Source organism: Cytobacillus firmus (assembly GCF_023657595.1).
GTDB lineage: Bacteria > Bacillota > Bacilli > Bacillales > Cytobacillaceae > Cytobacillus > Cytobacillus firmus_B.
Genome location: NZ_CP098323.1, coordinates 4,431,387 through 4,450,301, shown reverse-complemented (window position 1 = coordinate 4,450,301; position 18,915 = coordinate 4,431,387). Strand labels below are relative to the sequence as shown.

16 protein-coding genes are annotated in these 18,915 nt (G+C 44.5%); 13 read left to right on the top strand and 3 right to left on the bottom strand.

Going from position 1 to position 18,915, the window contains the following annotated elements; genetic code table 11:
- Positions 1-10 precede the first annotated feature (10 nt).
- From NAF01_RS22465 to NAF01_RS22455, 3 genes are all read right to left on the bottom strand, one after another.
- A complete protein-coding gene (locus NAF01_RS22465) occupies positions 11-985 on the bottom strand; it encodes a BMP family lipoprotein (protein ID WP_250801167.1) in 975 nt (324 codons plus the stop codon).
- A gap of 133 nt (positions 986-1,118) precedes the next feature.
- A complete protein-coding gene (locus tag NAF01_RS22460; protein ID WP_095243428.1) occupies positions 1,119-1,397 on the bottom strand; it encodes a YkvA family protein in 279 nt (92 codons plus the stop codon).
- A 235-nt stretch (positions 1,398-1,632) separates the two neighbouring features.
- Complete coding sequence (locus NAF01_RS22455; protein ID WP_250801166.1) at positions 1,633-2,022, bottom strand: sporulation protein; 390 nt, start codon at positions 2,020-2,022, stop codon at positions 1,633-1,635.
- Positions 2,023-2,503: 481 nt separating this feature from the next.
- On the opposite strand from NAF01_RS22455, the gene NAF01_RS22450 reads away from it, so the two are divergent.
- From NAF01_RS22450 to NAF01_RS22390, 13 genes are all read left to right on the top strand, one after another.
- Positions 2,504-4,114: a gamma-glutamyltransferase family protein gene (locus NAF01_RS22450; RefSeq protein ID WP_250801165.1), complete on the top strand. Its 1,611-nt coding sequence runs from the start codon at positions 2,504-2,506 to the stop codon at positions 4,112-4,114.
- Between the two features lie 139 nt (positions 4,115-4,253).
- Positions 4,254-4,829 carry a chromate transporter gene (locus NAF01_RS22445; protein WP_250801164.1) on the top strand — a complete coding sequence of 192 codons (576 nt, stop codon included), beginning with the start codon at positions 4,254-4,256 and terminating at the stop codon, positions 4,827-4,829.
- Positions 4,826-5,356 carry a chromate transporter gene (locus NAF01_RS22440; protein WP_250801163.1) on the top strand — a complete coding sequence of 177 codons (531 nt, stop codon included), beginning with the start codon at positions 4,826-4,828 and terminating at the stop codon, positions 5,354-5,356. Before NAF01_RS22445 ends, NAF01_RS22440 begins: the two co-directional genes overlap by 4 nt.
- Before the next feature lie 12 nt (positions 5,357-5,368).
- Positions 5,369-6,208: a DUF1028 domain-containing protein gene (locus NAF01_RS22435; protein ID WP_250801162.1), complete on the top strand. Its 840-nt coding sequence runs from the start codon at positions 5,369-5,371 to the stop codon at positions 6,206-6,208.
- A 182-nt stretch (positions 6,209-6,390) separates the two neighbouring features.
- A complete protein-coding gene (locus NAF01_RS22430; RefSeq protein ID WP_250801161.1) occupies positions 6,391-7,446 on the top strand; it encodes a YecA family protein in 1,056 nt (351 codons plus the stop codon).
- 1,022 nt (positions 7,447-8,468) lie between these two features.
- On the top strand, positions 8,469-10,979 hold the full coding sequence (gene secA / locus NAF01_RS22425) for a preprotein translocase subunit SecA (RefSeq protein WP_095243438.1): 2,511 nt from the start codon (positions 8,469-8,471) through the stop codon (positions 10,977-10,979).
- Between the two features lie 286 nt (positions 10,980-11,265).
- Positions 11,266-12,379 (top strand): peptide chain release factor 2 gene (gene prfB / locus NAF01_RS22420; RefSeq protein ID WP_226618546.1). Its coding sequence is split into 2 segments (ribosomal slippage): positions 11,266-11,337 and positions 11,339-12,379, totalling 1,113 coding nucleotides; the frame shifts between segments, so codons are not numbered across the junction.
- Positions 12,380-12,859: 480 nt separating this feature from the next.
- Positions 12,860-13,909, top strand: coding sequence for a TRAP transporter substrate-binding protein (locus NAF01_RS22415; RefSeq protein WP_250801160.1), 1,050 nt, complete (start codon positions 12,860-12,862; stop codon positions 13,907-13,909).
- Positions 13,910-13,975: 66 nt separating this feature from the next.
- Positions 13,976-14,509, top strand: coding sequence for a TRAP transporter small permease (locus tag NAF01_RS22410; protein ID WP_009331943.1), 534 nt, complete (start codon positions 13,976-13,978; stop codon positions 14,507-14,509).
- Positions 14,510-14,532: 23 nt separating this feature from the next.
- Positions 14,533-15,798 (top strand): TRAP transporter large permease, encoded by a 1,266-nt coding sequence (locus tag NAF01_RS22405; protein WP_174750551.1) that lies wholly within the window; start codon positions 14,533-14,535, stop codon positions 15,796-15,798.
- Between the two features lie 158 nt (positions 15,799-15,956).
- The gene (locus NAF01_RS22400; protein ID WP_248349626.1) at positions 15,957-16,985 is read left to right on the top strand and encodes a TRAP transporter substrate-binding protein; all 1,029 of its coding nucleotides are present in this window, start codon (positions 15,957-15,959) and stop codon (positions 16,983-16,985) included.
- Positions 16,986-17,055: 70 nt separating this feature from the next.
- Positions 17,056-17,607: a TRAP transporter small permease gene (locus NAF01_RS22395; protein WP_250801159.1), complete on the top strand. Its 552-nt coding sequence runs from the start codon at positions 17,056-17,058 to the stop codon at positions 17,605-17,607.
- Positions 17,608-17,637: 30 nt separating this feature from the next.
- A complete protein-coding gene (locus NAF01_RS22390; protein WP_250801158.1) occupies positions 17,638-18,912 on the top strand; it encodes a TRAP transporter large permease in 1,275 nt (424 codons plus the stop codon).
- The last annotated feature ends 3 nt before the right edge of the window (positions 18,913-18,915 follow it).

Genomic DNA, 18,915 nt, shown 5'->3' with positions numbered 1-18,915 from the left:
TGGAACTCCTTTATTCAGCTTTTACTGTGATTTTTCCATTGATTATGTCTTCTGTTGCTTTTTTCAATGCAGCATTCTGTTCTTCTGTTAAGGAAATTACCCGGATCTCAGAAAGGCCGACACCGTTTTCTGCCAGTCCCCATTCATACGAGGAGGCTCCGATTTTTCCGTTTTCCGTCAATTCCTTCGCCAGGTTAAAAACAGCAATATCGATGTTTTTGACCATCGATGCGGCAACAGCTTTTTCTGCAACAAAATATTGGTCTGAATCGACACCCCCGGCAAGCACGCCTTTTTCTTCGGCTTTCTTCAATGCGCCAAAACCGGTGAATCCGGCAGCGGGGTAAATAAAGTCGGCACCAGCAGCAATTTGTTTTTCAGCAATTTTTCCGCCGAGAGCGGCATCCCCAAAACTTCCGGCGTATTCCGTCAGAACTTCAATTTTCGGATTGAAGTGTTTAGCTCCTTGTACAAATCCATTTTCAAAATGGTGGATGACGGGCACATCAACACCGCCGATAAATCCCAGTTTGCCTGTTTTGCTTGTCATGGCAGCGAGCATTCCGACAAGGAAGCTGCCTTCATGCTCCTTAAACGTAAGTGAGACCACATTATCAAGCTCTGATACAGCATCAATCAGCAAAAATTGCTTGTCAGGATATTTCTCCGCCGTTTTTTCAAGAGCTTCCTGTGCTGTGAAGCCCAGTCCGATGATCAGGTCATGATCTTCCTTGACCAGCTCTTCAAGCGGCTTTTCAAAATTCCCGTCAGGTGCCTCTTTGTAATCAAACAGAATGCCCAGTTCATCACGGGCTTTTTCCAGGCCCCGGAATGCAGAGTCGTTAAAAGACTCATCTCCAAGTCCAGTGTCTGATAAGAGAATGCCAATTTTATATTCTTTATGTTGGTTTGTGCTTTGTTCAGAGGCAGAGCAGGCTGCCAAAAATAAGCTGAACATCAGCAGGAAGGGTAATAGTTTTTTCAAGGTAAACCTCCATGTTGTAATATTTCGCCTTACATAATATCGGCAGAAAGAAGGAGGTCTTAAGTATGAAGTCAGACCTTTCTTGAAAAAATAGCAAAATAAAAAAGCCTGTATGAAACAGGCTTCAAAAGCATCATTCCTCCAGCACCTTATATTTCTCCTTCAATGACTCCGGTGCCATCTTCACCATTTGCTGAAGAACAAATGACGTGATCACAATATCATCCGTAAATCCGAAGATCGACAGGAAGTCTGGAACAAGATCGAGCGGCAAAAGGATATACAGAAGTCCGGCCGCAACAGGAAAAAGCTTTTTACCGGCTGATACTTCCCTTGAGAGAAAGTAATCCCTCAGGAAGGGCAGAAACTTCCAAAATTTAAATACAAATTTGATGCGTTTAAGAAACTTCATTTCGTTCACCTTTTTCTAGTTCATTCGCTGAATGGGAGCTGCCACCTGAATGCGCGGCGGGTTTTTCACCTCAAGTGTGGCAGCTGATAGATAGCTTGTTTCAAGTATGCTTCAAAAAGTAAATAGAATTAGCCACTTCTGCAAAGTGTTCAATTAGGTATGAATCTCCTCTTTTTATAATTTATACAGATTAAGAGGGGATATGTTACACTCGTTTCTTCCTCCTTAGGGTTGGTTATCGAATTATCGTGATTTTATCCAGGTCGGCACTTTTGACGCCTTCGTTAAAAATTAATCTTGTTTTAAATTGAAAAATCCGGTCAGGCGCAGAGCAGGGAATATCTTCAGGCAGCTGAAAGTTAAAGTCCATTTTGTTGGTTTCTTCTGATTCAATGACTTTGGTGGACAGAATGGTCGCTGTCCCGATCACTTCCTCCTTGTCATCCTCAGGCGATGTCATGACCAGGTCACACTCAATCCGCTTAATCTGCTGTTCAATGGTTCCTCCTTCAATCAGGAAGATTCCACTCACATTTTCCCCAGGTGTATATTGTAGCTTTGGCAGCTGCAGATCAATTTTCGCAGAGCCTATTCCAAGCATTGACATATATTTTCGTAAAATCAACAAAGATCTCTCCTCTAATTTTATATAGGGGGGAGCTGCTCGCTCACACCACAGTTTGGCTGTTTCCTTCTTTACGTTCGGATAATGATAAAGGTTTCAAGCAATTTTCCTTCTACCTATTCCTCCATTTTATAAAGTCAAACGTTCTGCGGTGCGGGCTCGTATATAAAAAGGGCCTTTACCGCGGCGGTAAAGGCCCATAAATAAAGACCTCTACCACATGTGGTAAAGGTCTTGCTAACAATTGTTGAAATTGCCAACAAAGCCGAGAGCATCTGCTCCGTAATGACGACTCTGCTGTAAAAGCTACTCCCCTTTAGGAGAAACTATTCAATTTATAGGTACATCATATTGGATATTTCCTATTTTGTCAATAATTCAAAATAGTTTAGTTTTACGAAATAAATACCAACATAATTTTTAAATAATTTGTTATAATCAGAATTAACTATTTTAACACTTTAATACAGAGGTGAACTCCATGAATTTTGATTTCCAACACCACCCATACCCATCCCAGCGAACGACCGTCATGGCAAACAACGGCATGGTCGCAACGTCTCAGCCGCTAGCGGCACAGGCTGGGTTAGATATCATGAAAAAAGGCGGAAATGCCATAGATGCAGCGATCGCTACAGCAGCAGCTCTAACTGTGGTTGAACCGACATCCAACGGAATCGGCGGCGACGCATTTGCCCTCGTCTGGACGAAAGGGGAACTGCATGGTTTGAATGCAAGCGGCCCTGCTCCAAAGTCCATTAGCATAGAAGCTCTAAAGGAAAGAGGCTACGAGAAAATGCCGACGCATGGCTGGATGCCCGTTACGGTGCCTGGTGCTCCATCCGCTTGGGCTGAGCTTTCCAAGCGATTCGGAAGGCTTCCGTTAAAAGAAGTCCTTCAGCCCGCTATTGATTATGCGGAAAATGGCTATCCGTTAACACCGATCCTCGGCAAGTACTGGCAGTATGCCTATAAAAAGTTTAAGCAGATTCTGACGGATGACGAATTCCAGCATTGGTTTGAAACCTTTGCTCCGGATGGACGGGCTCCTGAAATTGGCGAGGTCTGGCGTTCTGAAGGCCATGCGGCCACTTTAAGAGCCATTGGCGAAACAGACGGCGAAAGCTTTTACCGCGGGGAAATCGCTGAAAAAATTGATGCCTTTTCAAAAAAATACAATGCTTTTTTATCAAAAGAAGACCTTGCAGATTACAAGGCGGAATGGGTGGACCCCATCAAGGTAAACTATCGTGGCTATGATGTTTGGGAAATCCCGCCGAACGGCCAGGGGCTAGTGGCTCTTCTGGGTTTAAACATTGCTAAAGGCTTTGAATTCGGCGATAAAGAAACAGCGGATACCTATCACAAACAAATCGAAGCGATGAAGTTAGCTTTCACAGATGGCAAGGCATTTATTACAGATCCGGCTGAAATGAAAGTGACAGCTGAAGAATTGCTTTCAGAGGAGTACGGTGAATCCCGCCGCAGTGAGATTGGCGAGGAGGCCGTAACACCTGAGCCATATCAGCCGCCGCGCGGAGGTACTGTGTATCTGGCGACTGCAGACAGCGAAGGCAATATGGTTTCCTTCATCCAAAGCAATTATATGGGCTTTGGTTCAGGCCTTGTCGTCCCTGGAACGGGAATTGCCCTTCAGAATCGTGGGCACGACTTCTCTCTTGATCCGGAGCACCATAATGTACTGAAGCCCGGCAAGAAAACGTATCACACGATTATCCCTGGATTCCTGACAAAAGACGGAGAAGCCGTTGGACCTTTCGGTGTAATGGGTGGCTATATGCAGCCGCAAGGGCATATGCAGGTGGTCATGAATACGGTAGATTTCCACCTGAACCCGCAGGCTGCCCTTGATGCGCCAAGATGGCAGTGGATTGAAGGGAAAAAGGTTCAGGTGGAGCCTCATTTCCCGAATCATATTGCGCAGGCACTGGTGCGCAAAGGTCACCAAATCGAGATAACCGTTGACACAGGCGGATTCGGCCGCGGACAGATTATCTGGCGTGATCAAAAAACAGGCGTCCTTATGGGTGGAACCGAAGCGCGAACAGACGGATCAATCGCCGCCTGGTAATAAAAAGTGAGGAAGCAGTACGCATATAAGAGTAAAATAACCATATAAAAGGTAAAGGGGAGCGGATCAGACAAAAGCCGCTCCTTCACCTGCTTTTTCCGGGGTGGAGTACTTTCAAATAAAAAGAGGTGATGGCATCATGAAGCAGGCTGACATCTTTATGGCTTTTTTCCGCGTTGGCATTCTTGGATATGGCGGCGGCCCGTCGTCGATTCCGCTTGTCCATAAAGAAGTTGTTGATAAATATAAATGGATGGATACGGATGAATTCGGCGATGTGCTGGCGCTGGGCAACGCACTTCCCGGTCCGATTGCCACAAAAATGGCCGGCTATATCGGCTATCGTGTTGGCGGCATTCTGGGCATGGTGACTGCACTTGCAGCAACAATGGTACCAACAATTGTCCTTATGATTATTCTTCTTACCGCATTAAATACATTCAAAGACCAGTCATGGGTAGCAGGTATGACAAAGGCAGTCGTTCCAGTTGTGGCTGTGATGCTGGCAACACTCACTTGGGACTTTATTAAAAAGTCCTCGAAATCATCTCTGGGCTGGGGCTGGACACTCCTTTTTGTGGCCGTAAGCTTAGTTCTTCTTGAATTCGTTAATATTCATCCTGCGATTATCATTTTTGTTTTACTGACAGCGGCTCTCCTGAAAAAAGATAAAGTGGATAAAAATGAGGCAAAAAAGGAGAGGAATCTCGCATGATTTACGTTCAGATCTTCTTGGCATTCTTCATTCCGGGGATTCTTGGATACGGCGGGGGACCGGCATCCATTCCGCTGGTTGAGAATGAAGTGGTCGACAATTATGGCTGGCTTACAACAAATGAATTTAGTGAAATGCTGGCAATGGGCAATGCACTGCCCGGCCCGATTGCCACAAAAATGGCCGGTTATATCGGATATGAACAGGGAGGAATCCTCGGGGCCATCGTGGGGGTATTCGCGACTGTAGCTCCATCGCTGATTCTGATGATTGCGCTGCTCGGACTTCTTATGAAATATAAGGAATCGCCGCGCGTGAAGCGCATGACTACTTATATCCGGCCGGTTATCGCGGTTCTGCTTGGCATTATGACGTATGACTTCTTTTTCTCAGCATATGAAGGTGCCGGCATCTGGCAGACTCTTTTCATCGGGCTGGTTAGCTTCTTTTTAATGGAAAGGCTTAAGGTTCATCCGGCTTATGTTATCGCTGGAGCGCTCTTATATGGAGGGCTTGTTTTAGGATAGAGGAGGGTTTATATGACATTTTCCATAATTGGATATGATCCGAAAGAAAAAGAATGGGGAATCGCGGTTCAATCGAGATTTCTCGGAGTCGGTGCAGTAGTACCTTTTGCTAAAGCAGGTATTGGAGCCGTTGCGACTCAGTCCTACGCCAATACTTCTTATGGACCGCGTGCATTGCAATTAATGGAAGAAGGTAAAACAGCTGAGGAAGCATTGGATATCATAACTAAAGATGATCCCGAAAAAGAGCTCCGCCAGGTCGGACTGCTGGATAGCATGGGAAACCCGGCAACGTTCACAGGGGAAGGCTGCTATAATTGGGCTGGAGGCATGACAGGTCCTCACTTTGCCGCGCAGGGGAATATCCTGGTGGATGAAAAAACGGTTGAGGCAATAGGCCAAACGTTTATCTCAACAGACGGCACTCTGGCTGAGCGCCTGCTTGCCGCCTTGAATGCAGGCCAGGCAGCCGGAGGTGACAGCCGGGGCCAGCAATCCGCAGCCCTTCTTGTAGTGAAAGAAGCTGGCGGATACGGGGGATTTAACGACCGCTACATCGACTTGCGGGTTGATGACCATCCGGAGCCGATTACCGAGCTGATTCGGATTTATCATCTGCAGCAGCTCTATTTCGCACCGTCAAAGGCTGAACGGGTTGCGGCCATTGAAGGTGAGGTAAAAGAGGAGCTAGTACTGGAATTAACTCGTCTCGATTATTTAAAGGCTGGTCAGGGTGATGAACAGCTATTGAAAGCATTAACTGCTTTTATTCATACAGAAAACTTCGAAGCCCGCGAGCCGGAAGCAGGGAAGATTGATTTGGATGTTTTGGCTTATATGAAAAAGCTGTGAAAACGGAGAGGGAGCTCTTCGTTTTTTCTTTGGGTTCAGATTAGCTGTTAGATCATGAAGTGACTATTTAATTTAAGCTTCCTTAACCTGCCAAGTGTTTAAATCTACTGAAATAATGCCTTACTTCCCGATAAATGTTAGGATAGTATAGTTAAACGAATTTGGTAGGAGAGATTTAGAAGATGTCAACAGTAAAAGTAAGCAGAAACGAACCGTGCCCATGCGGGAGCGGAAAAAAATATAAAAAATGCTGCGGCAGCAGGGATGCTGTTTCAATTAAGGATGTATTGAATCACGAAGTTATTGAGCTTCAAAAGGAAGCAAGGGTCTTTGCACTTACTCACTTTGCGGAGGACATGAAAGAGGATTTCAAAGATCTTTTGGAAATACTTGAAGACATTGAACCGCAGGAAAAAGACTTCTATGAATTTGTGCACTCCTTCTGGTACGTTCTTTTTGGAACGCTGGACGATGTGGAGTCCGTAATGGATGAGTTCATCCATTCTAAGCTGCCAGCCGTCGCGCGCCCCCGCTTAAAAAACATTTTGAAGTCGTGGGAGGATAGCAAAGCAGCAGCCGGGAAATTAATTGAAGTGACTGAAGACAGAGCAGTTATCGAGGATTGTCTGACCGGAAAGGTTTACAATGTATCCCTATTTGGTGATATGGAAGTTAGTGAAGGGAATTTTGCCTTTGCCATGCTGCTTCCTTATGGAGAAGAGTATGTGGCATTTCCTGCTATATTTGACCTGCCGGGAGATAATGCTGCACAGTTTGCAGATTACATCCAATACTCCTTCGAAGAATCTGGATATGAGAATCCTGAAGAATACATGGCTGAATTCCTCATTGACCTTATGAATGACACGCCAAAATCATTAGCAGGTCCAAATATGGACAATTTTGACTGGCCTACCAAGGGTGCAGAGCAGGTTGCCAACATGTTCCGGGACGATATGATAAAAGCCGATGAAGAACCATGGCTGATCGGCATGGGAATTTCACTTTGGATGGAGTACATCGAGAAAACCGGCAAACAGGTTAAAAAGCCTGATAACTATGTTGCCGGCCTCCGATACCTTGTAAGCACAATAGCTCCTGTAAAGGAAAATCTCACTCAGAAAGAATTCGGAGAGTTATACGGCATCAATGCCAACCGGGTTTCCACTTATTATGGCGAGATTTACGACGCAGTCGAGAAAACTATTGTTGAACTGATTGAATCGTCGAATTCATAAAATGGAGAGCATCGCTGCTCTCTGTTTTTATTTATGGGATGTTGGTCTGAGTCTGATCCAGAGCCAGCTTCGGACCCAAACCCAGGTAATAGGCCATTCTGAGTCTGAATCCAGTCCAACTTCGGACACAAGCCCCTGAAAAAAGTCATTCTGAGTCCGAACCCAGCCCAACTTCGGACACACCTCCTCGTAAAAAGCGATCCTGAGTCCGAACCCAAGCCAACTTCGGACACAAAACCCTGGAAAAAGTCATCTTGAGTCCGAACCCAGTCCAAGTTCGGACACAAATCCCTAAAAAAAGTCATCCTGAGTCCGAACCAGTCCAACTTCGGACACAAATCCCTGAAAAAAGCGAACCTGAGTCCGAACCCAAGCCAACTTCGGACACAATCCTGGGTAAAAAGCGATCTTGAGTCCGAACCCAGTCCAAGTTCGGACACAAATCCCTAAAAAATGTCATCCTGAGTCCGAACCCAGTCCAACTTCGGACACAAATCCCTGAAAAAAGCGATCCTGAGTCCGAACCTAAGCCAACTTCGGACACAAATCCCTGAAAAAAGCGAACCTGAGTCCGAACCCAAGCCAACTTCGGACACAATCCCCAGGAAAATGTCTTCCTGAGTCTGAACCAAGCGCAACTTCGGACACAATCCTGGGTAAAAAGCGATCTTGAGTCCGAACCCAGTCCACCATCGGACACAAGCCCCTGAAAAAAGTCGTTCTGAGTCCGAACCCAGTCCAACTTCGGACCCAACCCCCGATAATAAGCCATCCAGCCCCCGAACGGAAACCAGCGTCCCTATCAGCAAACTAACGACCTCGATTAACCCCGCATGCGGCATAAGTTGTCACCCCCCTCTCAAAGTGGTAATATTAATAAGAAATAATGTGAATTTTCATGGGAGGATTCTGCCGGGAAATAGCGAATTTATTACTACCTGTGCAATGATATTAACTATGAAATCAGATATGTCCAGCCCTGGATAAAGAGCTGTCATATCCAACATAAAGGAGCGTTTTTAATGCTTGGGATTTTAAATAAAGTGTTCGATCAAAATAAACGCGAAATAAAACGCCTCACCAAAATGGCAGAAGAAATCGATGCCCTTGCATCTGATATGGAAAAATTATCGGACGAGCAGCTGCGCGAGAAAACGGAAGAATTCAAAGCCCGCTATCAAAAGGGCGAAAAAGTTGATGATCTGCTGACTGAAGCATTTGCGGTTGTCCGTGAAGCAGCAAAGCGCGTTCTTGGCTTATATCCATATCCGGTTCAGTTAATGGGGGGGATTTCCCTTCATGACGGAAACATTTCCGAGATGAAAACGGGTGAAGGTAAAACTCTGACTGCAACTATGCCGGTTTACCTTAATGCCTTAACAGGAAAAGGCGTGCACGTAGTAACGGTCAACGAATACCTCGCAAGCCGTGACGCCACTGAAATGGGTCAGCTCTACGAATTCCTTGGCCTGACTGTTGGTCTTAATTTAAACGGACTTTCCAAAGAAGAAAAACAGGCTGCCTATGCGGCTGACATCACATACAGCACTAACAATGAGCTTGGGTTTGATTACCTTCGCGATAACATGGTTCTTTACAAAGAGCAGAAGGTCCAGCGTCCTCTTCACTATGCTGTAATCGATGAGGTTGACTCCATTCTTATTGACGAAGCGCGTACACCGCTGATCATTTCCGGCTCAGCCCAAAAGTCTACACAGCTTTATATTCAGGCCAATGCGTTTGTCAGCCGCCTGAAAAAAGACGAAGATTTTACGTATGATGAAAAAACAAAAGGCGTGCAGCTGACTGAAGAAGGGATGACAAAAGCAGAGAAGGCTTTTGGAATCGATAACCTTTTCGACATTTCGCATGTTGCACTTAACCACCATATTACACAGGCACTAAAGGCACATTCCAGCATGCACCTGGATGTCGATTATGTCGTTCAGGATGATGAAATTGTCATCGTTGACCAATTTACCGGCCGTCTGATGAAGGGCCGCCGATACAGCGATGGGCTTCACCAGGCGATCGAAGCGAAGGAAGGCCTGGAAATCCAGAACGAAAGCATGACCCTTGCAACTATTACATTCCAGAACTATTTCCGTATGTACGAAAAGCTTGCCGGTATGACTGGTACGGCGAAAACGGAAGAAGAGGAATTCCGAAATATCTACAATATGAACGTTGTGGTGATTCCGACAAACCGTCCGATCGCCCGTGATGACAGAGCAGATTTGATTTATGCTACAATGGATGGCAAATTCCGTGCTGTCGTAGAAGATATTGCCGAGCGTCATAAAAAAGGACAGCCTGTGCTCGTCGGTACAGTGGCGATCGAAACATCTGAAATCATCTCTAAATACCTGAGCAAAAAAGGTGTTCCGCATAACGTCCTAAATGCGAAGAACCATGGCCGTGAAGCGGAAATTATCCTGGATGCCGGTAAGCAGGGTGCTGTAACGATTGCCACAAACATGGCAGGTCGAGGTACAGATATCAAACTCGGTGAAGGTGTAAAGGAAATTGGCGGTCTTTGCGTTATTGGGACAGAGCGTCATGAAAGCAGACGTATTGATAACCAGCTCCGCGGACGTTCCGGACGTCAGGGAGACCCGGGTGTCACGCAATTTTACCTCTCCATGGAAGATGAATTGATGCGCCGTTTCGGTTCTGATAATATGAAATCGATGATGGAACGCCTTGGAATGGATGACACTCAGCCAATCCAGAGTAAAATGGTTTCAAGAGCTGTTGAATCTGCGCAAAAACGCGTTGAGGGCAACAACTTCGATGCCCGTAAGCAGCTTCTTTCTTACGACGATGTTCTTCGTCAGCAGCGTGAAATTCTTTACGGTCAGCGAAACGAAGTTCTGGAGTCTGAGAACTTGAGAGAGATTGTTGAAAAAATGATCATGACCAGCATTCAGCGCAATGTAGAAGGATATGCACCTGGACATGAAGATGAAGAAAACTGGAACCTGCAGGGTATCATTGACTATGTAAATGGCAACCTTCTTAATGAAGGTGACCTTACTGTAAATGACATCCGCGGCAAGGATACGGAGGAAATTGCCGAAACCATCTTTGCCAAGGTTAAAGAACGCTATAATGAAAAAGAAGAAATGCTTAGTCCTGAACAAATGCGTGAATTTGAAAAAGTTATCGTGCTTCGTGCCGTTGACTCCAAGTGGATGGATCACATCGACGCAATGGATCAGCTTCGCCAGGGAATCCATCTGCGTGCGTATGGCCAGACAGATCCGCTCCGTGAGTACCAGGGAGAAGGCTTTGCCATGTTTGAAAACATGATTGCATCCATTGAAGAGGATGTAGCCAAGTACATCATGAAAGCTGAAATCCGCAACAACCTCGAGCGCCAGGAAGTGGCCAAAGGCCAGGCAGTCAACCCGAAAGAAGACGGCGAAAAGGTTAAGAAGAAACCTGTCGTTAAACAGATGGACGTTGGACGCAACGACCAATGCATCTGCGGCAGCGGCAAGAAATATAAAAACTGCTGTGGAGCAGAATAGAAAAGCGGAAGCGCCTTGCCCACCCCCGACAAGCACAAGACGAGCCTCCCGGAAAGGCGTTCTTTGCCTTTTTGGGAGGATTGGCTTGTGACCTCGAGGGGGTAGGCGCTGGAGCTAGACAGTTATCGACGTTGAAAATTTATTTCTCACTTAAAATAAACATCCGAGCCGGCAACAGCTTTGCCGGCTTCTCTCTTTGGAAAAAGCTTGTATATGCATATGTTGATATAGGCTTTTACAGATAATCACGCTATAATAGGTAAAAATAATTTTCGAGGTGACCAAAATGGAATTAGCAGATATTCGCAATGAACTTGAAAAAACAGCTAAGATTTTAGCGGACTTTAGGGGGTCTCTTTGACTTAGAAAACAAAGAGGCACGCATCGCTGAGCTTGACGATGTCATGCTGCAGCCTGGATTCTGGGATGACCAGCAGGCCGCACAGGTTGTGATCAGCGAATCAAACTCACTGAAAGACCAGGTAGTTGAATTCCACGATTTATACGAAGTGTTTGAGAATCTGGAATTAACTTATGAGCTCGTAAAAGAAGAGAGCGACGCAGAATTGCAGGCCGATCTTGAGGAAGAGCTTAAGGACCTGGTAAAGCGCCTGAATGACTTCGAGCTTCAGCTTCTTTTAAGCGAAGAATATGATAAAAACAATGCCATTCTTGAACTGCATCCAGGTGCAGGCGGAACCGAGTCACAGGACTGGGGCAGCATGCTGCTTCGCATGTACACACGCTGGGCTGAAAAGAAAGGCTTCAAGGTGGAAACCCTTGATTACCTGCCGGGAGATGAAGCGGGAATCAAGAGTGTTACACTTAGCATCAAGGGACATAATGCTTATGGCTACTTGAAGGCGGAAAAAGGGGTGCACCGCCTTGTCAGGATTTCTCCATTTGATTCATCAGGACGCCGCCATACTTCATTCGTTTCCTGTGAAGTGATGCCGGAATTCAATGATGAAATTGAAATCGATATCCGTACCGAAGACCTCAAAATTGACACATACCGTGCAAGCGGCGCCGGCGGTCAGCATATCAACACAACTGACTCTGCAGTCCGCATCACCCACTTGCCGACAAATGTCGTGGTAACCTGCCAGACAGAGCGTTCCCAGATCAAAAACCGTGAACGTGCCATGAAGATGCTCCAAGCAAAGCTTTATCAAAAGAAAATCGAGGAGCAGGAAGCAGAATTGGCTGAAATCCGCGGTGAGCAAAAAGACATCGGCTGGGGAAGTCAGATCCGCTCCTATGTTTTCCACCCATATTCCATGGTGAAAGACCACCGCACCAACACGGAGTCAGGTAATGTCCAGGGAGTTATGGACGGAGACCTGGATACTTTTATTAATGCCTATTTGCGTTCAAAATTGATTTTGCCTCAGGATTAATATTTGGAGATAAGAAGCCAATGCCGGCAGAGAGACAGGCATTGGCTTTTTTTTGTGCAGAATTAAAATATAAAATCCCTATATTCTGCCTCCCCGTCTCCAGCCAGATAAAAAATGCAGAAAATTTTTCACTGAAAAAGTTTTGTCAGCATATCATTAAATCCTTTTCCCCTTTAATACTTCATAGCATCATATATTCCAAACATTTTATTGAAATAGTTTTATTTTCACAACCATTTTTGAATATAAAAAATAGTTTGACAAATAAAATAAGCTGACGTTAAAATACAAATATGTTCACGAATACAGAACTGAGTTTTATAATGTAAAACAAAATGATTTGAAGGAGTGATAAACTTCAAAATATTTAATGGTTTTTTTGTAAGCGTTTTTATAAGTTAAATATGTTTTTTTGAACTTCCAATGATAGCGCAAACATAGAGTCACTATCATTTTTAAAAATAATGAGGGGGAAGATTGATGAAGAAGTTGTCTATTTTATTTATGAGCATTCTTATGTTCAGTACTATGGTATTGGCAGCCTGTGGAGGAAATTCAAACTCGACCGGCGCTTCTGAAAAAGGATCCGATGGTGCCAGCGGAGAAGGGGGCAAGCGGACAATCAAAGTTAGTATTGGGGTCAATGACAAGCATCCGGAATATGAGGCATCCTTGAAATTTAAAGAGCTTGTTGAAGCAGAGTCAGATGATTTAACAGTGGAAGTCTATCATTCCGGCCAGATTGCCGATGACCGTTCAGCAATTGAAATGCTTCAGTTCGGTACGCTTGATGTGACCATTCCATCAACTTCACCGCTTGTAAACTTTATACCGGCGTATGGAGTTTTCGATCTTCCGTTCACGGTTCCAAATGAAGAAGTGGCAGATAAGGTTTTGGATGGGCCTTTTGGAGATAAGATGCTTGAAATGGTTGACCAGCAGGGATTAGTTGGTTTGGCCTGGTGGGAAAATGGTTTCCGTAACTTAACAAACGATGTAAAACCAGTTGCAGGTATGGAGGATGTTAAAGGATTGAAAATCCGTACCATGGAAAATGAAATCCACTTAGATGCCTGGAAAGCCCTTGGTGCTAACCCAACTCCAATGGCATTCACTGAATTATTCACAGCTATGCAGCAGGGTACGATCGATGGTCAGGAAAACCCATATCCAACAATATTGTTAAGTAAGTATCCTGAAGTTCAAAAGCATATCTCGAATACAAATCATGTGTATACACCTTTTATTTTCTTATTCAGCAAAAAGATTTGGGAAGAGCTTTCTGCAGAACAACAGGATATCATCTCTAAGGCAGCAGTAGAAGCAGGTAAGTTTAACCGTGAGCGTACACGTGAAGTAGCGGACGAATCACTTGAAACGTTAAAGAAAGAAATGACTTTTACAGAAATCAAAGAGGGAGAATTTGAAAAGTTCCAGAAAGCTGTGAAGCCGGTTATTGATAAATACAAAGATAAAATCGGTGCCGAAATTGTAGATGAGTTCCTTGCTGAGGTTGATAAGGCAAAATAAATTTGAAACGAGCAGCCGGTTGTCGCCCGATGGCCGGCCGCTTTTTGAAGAAGAGAGGCGATCAGTTTGCTAAAAGTACTAAGATGGCTGGACGAAAACTTTGAAAAATACATACTATTCGTTTTATCGTCGATTATGGTTTCTGTCATTTTTATACAGGTGTTTATGCGCTATGTGATGTCAAATTCCCTGTCATGGTCTGAAGAGCTTGCGCGGTACTGCTTCATCTGGCTTATCTATATCGGTATCAGCTATGCTGTTAAGCATCATCGCCATATCAAAGTGGATGCCGCACTCATTCTTTTTAAAGATAAAACGAAAATTTATTTTTCACTCATCTCTAATATCCTCTTTTTAGTATTCTGCGTATATGTAGTGTTCTATGGCTACGGTATTGCATCCCAGCTCTTGATGTTTGGCCAGACAACACCTGCACTTCAAATTCCGACAGGCGTTGTATATCTTGCTCCACCGGTTGGCATGGGACTTGCGGGCATCCGATTGATTCAAAATATCATAGGCAATATTATATCGATTAAAAACTTTGATAAAACTCATGAACTGCCTAAAGATGCTGAACAAAATATAAATGTGATCTAGACTTTAAAGGGGGTAGGTTCTGAATGGCAGGGGTATTATTTGGTTCATTTGCCGCATTTCTATTTTTAACTGTTCCAATAGGAATCGCAATCGGGTTAGCCGTATTATTCACCATTTTATATACCGGCAGTATGCCAGTTGAATTCCTGATGAAAGAATTAACCAACTCAGTTGACTCTTTTCCGCTGCTGGCTGTTCCATACTTTATTATCGCTGGCGAAATCATGGGGAAGGGCGGAATATCCAAGCGCCTGTTCAATGTAGCTGATTCAATGGTCGGCAATAAAACGGGCGGGATTGCAATGGCAACGATCATCACTTGTATGTTTTTTGCAGCTATATCCGGTTCCGGTCCGGCAACCGTTGCAGCGATCGGCGGAATAATGATACCGGCCATGGTTCAAAAAGGGTATGATAAACGTTTTGCGACTGCAGTTGTTGCAGCAGCGGGGTCAATTGGCGTCATTATTCCTCCGAGTATTCCAATGGTTATATACGGTGTTTCCGGCAGTGTTTCAATCGGGGATATGTTTATTGCCGGAATCATTCCAGGGATATTAGTGGGAATTGGATTAATGGTTTATTCTTATATCCATTCTAAAAAAATGGGCTATACGGGATCAAATCAAGAAACAACCTTAAAAGGCATCCTAACAGCTCTTTGGCAAGCTAAATGGGCCCTTATGATTCCGATTGTTATTTTAGGGGGCATATATGGCGGTATCTTCACACCAACAGAAGCAGCCGTTGTTGCTGTTGTTTTCGGCTTAATCGTCAGTGTGTTCGTATATAAAGAATTAAAGCTCAAAGATTTGCCGCAGATTTTCGTTGATTCTGCCTTAACGACTGCATCAGTATTGGTTATTGTTGGAGCCGCTACAGCATTTGGCCGGTTATTGACACTTGAACAAATACCAAATCAAATTGCTGAAGCCATGATTTCCATTTCGAGCGAGCCGCTTATTATCATGATGCTCATTACCTTATTGCTCTTAATTGTAGGGTGTTTCATGGACACGATTGCAGCAATTATCATTTTAACGCCAATCCTCCTGCCGGTTGCCCTTCAAATCGGGTACGATCCGATTCATTTCGGGATTATTATGATCGTAAACCTGGCAATTGGGTTCATAACACCGCCGCTAGGAGTAAACCTGTTTGTAGGTGCAGGGATTTCAGGGCTGTCACTGGAACAGTTATCTAAGGCAATTGTGCCATTTTTCTTTGCAATGGTATTCACACTGCTGATCATTATTGTCATTCCGCAGATTTCACTCTTGTTCTTATAAACGGCCAAATCAGTGCTCTGCGGATATTAAATTAAACAGCATTTTTGTAAAGAGAATGGCTGTTTCCTTTTTGAGTATATTACAAAACTCGATTTTATATTATAGAACAATGAATAGTTTTAGAGATTTGCAGCAAAACTAACAAAGGGGAGATGAAGATGAAAAACAAGAAGTTATTTGGATTGGCAGCCACTGCGCTTGCAAGCTTCCTAATCCTCACCGGCTGCGGCGGGGAGGAAGCAGGAGGCGGAGATGGAGGGGGAAAGAAAAAGGTAATCAAGGTAGCCCATTACTTTGCTGAGGACCATCCCCAAAACGTGGCATTGAAAGAAAAGTTTAAAACAATAGTAGAAGAAGAAACGAACGGCGAGCTGGAAGTTCAGCTTTACCCGAACAGTACATTGGGTGCCGAGAAAGAATTCTATGATGGTGTCCGAAACGGGACAATCGAAATGGGAATTCCGGGTTTGATCATGCAGGCTGACATTCCGAAAATGGCCGCCCCGGAATGGCCATTCTTATTTAAAGATTTTGACCATGCAAAAAAGGTATTGAATGGGCCGATTGGCGATGAATTGACAGAAGACCTTGAATCTGAACATGGTGTAAAGCCCCTTGCCTGGAGTGCAAATGGATTTAGGATGATTTCCTCAAACAAAACGATTGATAGTTTAGAAGATCTTGATGGACTCCGCCTGAGAATGCCGAATATACCAAACTATATTGAGCTGGGAAAATTACTTGGCGCTAATGTGACTCCTCTTCCAATCTCTGAAGTATTCACAGCGATGGAGCAAAAAGTAGTTGATGGCCAGGACAACCCAATTGCTACAGTTAGGGCATCCGGCTGGTATGAGGTACAAAGCGATATTTTGGAATCAAAGCATATGTTCAGCCCTAACTTATATATTATCAACAGTAATTTTTGGAACGGTTTGACGGAAGAGCAGCAGAAAATTATTGAAAAGGCTTCAAAAGAAGCTGCAGATTATGAATTTGACCTCCTTGAGAAGAGCTATGAAGAAGATAAGAAATTTCTCGAAGACAATGGCTTAAAGTTTACAGCTCCTTCAGAAGAGTTTTCAGCTGAGATGGAAGAAGCAGCACAGCCTTTGTATGAAGACATTTACAGTGAATTTGATTGGGCGAAGGATTTAGCTGATCGCATCCGTGCGGAAGCAGAGTAGCAGGAAGAAGAAGCCTGGAGGATATAACCCTGTTATTCCTCCGAGCTTAAATTGCAGGGAGGAGAAAGCTGTGTTTAGCAAAATTAACTCTTTTTCTACCAAACTATTAAACATTGCGATTGCCTTTTCACTGGCAGCCATGTCCCTCTCCGTCTTTGGAAATGTTGTTTTGAGATATGTATTCAATTCAGGTCTTACCTGGTCTGAAGAAATGTCCCGCTACTTTTTTGTCTGGATGGTCTTTCTGGGGGCCATTGCTGCATTGAAGGATAGAATGCACCTTGGCGTGGACATCGTTGTCAATGCCTTGCCAAAGGGACTCCAAAAAGTTGCCTTTCTGATCAGTAATGCAATAGTCCTTTACCTGCTATGGCTGATCTTGGAGGGAAGCTGGAAAATGACTCTTCTCAATATGAACAGTACCGGTCCGGCGACAGGCATGCCCCTTTCCTTTTTATATGGGATAGGTGTTCTGTCCAGCATTTGGATGATGATTATCATAATAGCAAGCCTCTTTAAGGCTATCCGGGGAAAATCTGATAACCTGACGATCGTTCAATCCCCTGATGATGTCTTAGCAGAAGTTAACACTGACCAGGAAGAGAAAATCATTGCAAAATAACAGCGTAGGGAAAGGAGGGGAATTTTCGCCATGATTGGAGTATTTTTAGGGTCGCTGTTTGGGTCACTGACATTAGGGGTGCCAATTGCATTTGCCCTGCTTGCCAGCGCGGTTATGCTGATGTTTGCCATGGGAACGTTTGATAGCCAGATCGTTGCCCAGAACCTGATCAATGGAGCTAACAACTTTTCATTAATGGCTATCCCGTTTTTTGTTTTAGCTGGAGAACTGATGAATGCAGGAGGAATCTCCAAGCGCATCGTAGACTTTTCCATGGCGCTGGTAGGGCACATTCGTGGCGGCCTTGGTTTTGTAGCCATTATTGCCAGTATTCTTTTTGCAGGGTTATCGGGTTCCGCTGTTGCAGATACAGCAGCACTTGGGGCAATTTTAATTCCCATGATGATCGCAAAAGGTTATAACGTAAACACCTCAACAGGCATCATCTGTGCATCAGGTATTATAGCTCCTGTTATACCGCCAAGCATTCCCATGATTTTATTTGGGGTAACCGCGGGTGTATCCATCACAGATTTATTCATGGGCGGCATCATTCCCGGAATAATGATGGGAGTCGGGCTCATGATTGGCTGGTTCTTTATGTCACGGAAGGATACAAGTGAGCTTCCCCCGCGAAAATCAGCCAAAGAAATTTGGAAAGCGATTCAGGATGCCAGTTTTGCTTTAATGCTTCCAGTCATCATTATTGGCGGTCTGCGGGGCGGCGTTTTTACCCCTACTGAAGCTGCCGTTGTAGCTGCATTTTATGCCTTGTTTGTTGGCTTATTCATTTACCGTGAGCTGAAGCTGGAAGAGCTGTATCGGGTTTTAATTGCTTCAGCAAAAACAACGAGTGTTGTGATGTTTGTGGCCGCTGCTGCCATGGTATCAGCCTGGCTTATTACGGTCGCAAATGTTCCTGCAGAGATTGCGGGCTACATGGGATCATTAGTTGAAAGTCCTCTGATCTTAATGATGGTCATAATGATTTTCCTGCTGCTGATTGGCCTTGTGATGGATCTGACACCGGCTATTCTTATTTTCACACCAGTGCTGCTGCCGCTTGTTAAGATGGCCGGAATCGATCCAGTCTACTTCGGAATTGTCATGGTTATCAATCTATGTATTGGATTGATTACACCTCCGGTGGGCACTGTTTTATATGTTGGCTGCGGAATCAGCAAAATCAGCCTGGTTGAGTTGACGAAAGGAATTTGGCCATTCCTGGTTGTTCATGTCATTGTGCTTCTTCTATTGATCCTATTCCCAGAAATTATTACAGTGCCGCTTGCATGGCTGAATTAATGA